The 2,170-nt window shown below is 46.6% G+C and carries 1 protein-coding gene and 1 pseudogene; both read left to right on the top strand.

Features of this window, described 5'->3' with window-relative positions:
* The first annotated feature begins 3 nt into the window (after positions 1-3).
* Positions 4-633, top strand: coding sequence for a VTT domain-containing protein (locus NZ772_17815; GenBank protein MCS6815412.1), 630 nt, complete (start codon positions 4-6; stop codon positions 631-633).
* 964 nt (positions 634-1,597) lie between these two features.
* A pseudogene (locus tag NZ772_17820) lies at positions 1,598-2,170 on the top strand (hypothetical protein).

Below are 2,170 nucleotides of genomic sequence, written 5' to 3' on the forward strand. Positions count from 1 at the left end.
CTGATGGGTTTAGCTGTTGCCTTGACCCTCTGGTTTGTTAACTGGATGGGTATCGAGCAAGTTCGAGCTAACGTAGATCAGCTTGGCATTTGGGCACCGTTGATTGTGCTGTTGCTTCGGTTGAGTAGCATTGTGATTCCAGCGTTGCCCGGCACTGCCTACTCGATTTTGGCAGGCACCCTGTTTGGATTTGTGGAAGGGTTGATTGTGATCACGATCGCTGATCTCTTAGCCTGCACAACCAACTTCTGGATTGCTAAACGCTATGGTCGGCGCATTGTGCAACGATTGGTTGGTCAACGCTTTATGGGCAAGGTCGATCGCCTCAGTCGTCGGTATCTGGAGAGCAATTTTTTCCTACTTACGGGAGTATTAATGACAGGACTGTTTGACTTTGCTTGCTATGCTGTGGGCTTAACCCGGATGCCATGGCGAAGTTTTATGGGTGCATTGGGCTTGAGCATTGTGGTTGCCAAGCCACCAATCGTGGCGATCGGCACTGGCATCGTCGAAGAGGGCAGAATTTTTCTAGGTGTAGCCCTCTTGAGTGCCTTTGCCTTAGCGATAGTGACTGGATGGTTAAAGCGAAATCAGAACTGGGATGAACCGATTGAGCATGAGGAACCGGGCTGAAAGCAGTAACTCTGCCTTTTGCTAGGGGCAGGCTGCCGCAAACTCTTGCCTTGGCCCAGTTCAAGAAGCTATCTACCGTAACCTAAGCCAGGGATTCTTACTTGTAAAAGAGCTGGTACCTACGAATTCAAGCTGACTTTGGGTAGATTCTCAGTGGGTGATTTCTCAGAGACTTGCTACCGTAAAGTTTGAACTTGTTGATATTTAGTCTCAATAAGTTAGCCATTTGTGAATTATCAACTACCCATTCACAATGTCAAATTTTCTTAAGAACTATTTGCAGCTAGATACACCAGTTCAGATTGCCTTTGTAGTGGGAGTTTGTCTCTCTGCTCTGCTTGGTGTCCTAGCCTGGACTACTGAAAACAGTCGCCTGCGGGTACAGGTTGACAAAACCGCCGATCGTCTAGTGATTAGTTTGCAACGCAAGCTCGATCGCACTATGGATAACTACGATCACCCCCAGGTGTTACTAGAATCGGTGCAGGATGATCCTCAAAACACTCTCTTGGTGCGACTAGTACGAGAAGCCTCCCAGGAGGTTGATTTAACAGATTTAGATCTATATCTGTATAACCTCGACTCAGCAAAGTGGCTGACACCGTTATCTACCTCTGCCAGCCCTAGGCCCTCATCGACTTTCCATGCTGAGAAACGCAACTTCATCTTGACCTATGCTGTTGCTACTCAACAGGCTAAGCTCATTTTTGACCCTAGTCAGCCCGTACCGATAAACCTGAACGTAATTTGCCGTAAGTATCTAGATGTCTGCACTAGGAATTTAACCATCACCACTTACGATACATGGCAATTTTTGTTGCTTCCCTCTCTAACCTATGGGGGCTTCGCAAAATATGGGTGGACTATAGGTAGCGCTGGTAGTGGTTTATTACTCACAATCATACTCGTGCTCTACTTACGGATGACTCTGCAACATGCAGCACAAATGAAAAAGCTGGTCGCAGAAAAAACCGACCAAGCGGAGAAGTTACACTATGCGTTGTTGGACTTGCAGCAAACCCAGGCTCAGCTCATTCAAACAGAAAAAATGTCTAGCTTGGGGCAGATGATTGCTGGCATTGCCCACGAAATCAACAACCCCATTAACTTTATCTATGGGAATTTGCACTATGTCGATGAGTATATTACTAACCTAGTTCAGATCATTGATGTCTACCAAGAACACCATCCCCCATCACCACCGGTGTTGGCCTGCATGGATAGGTTTGAGTTGGATTTTTTGCGGGAAGATTTACCAAATTTGTTGTCATCTTTGCAGGTTGGGGCAGAGCGAATTCGTCAACTAGTGCTGTCGTTACGCAACTTTTCTCGACTGGATGAGGCAATAGTTAAGGCAGTGGATATTCACGAAGGATTAGATAGCACCCTGCTGATTTTGCAACATCGCCTCAAAGCAAAGTCGAATCGAGGAGCGATCGCCGTTATCAAACAGTATGGCGAGTTACCCTTGGTAGAGTGCTATGCCAGCCAACTAAACCAGGTGTTTATGAATGTGATCAGTAATGCGATCGATGCT

The organism is Cyanobacteriota bacterium, assembly GCA_025054735.1.
Taxonomy (GTDB): Bacteria; Cyanobacteriota; Cyanobacteriia; order SKYG9; family SKYG9; genus SKYG9.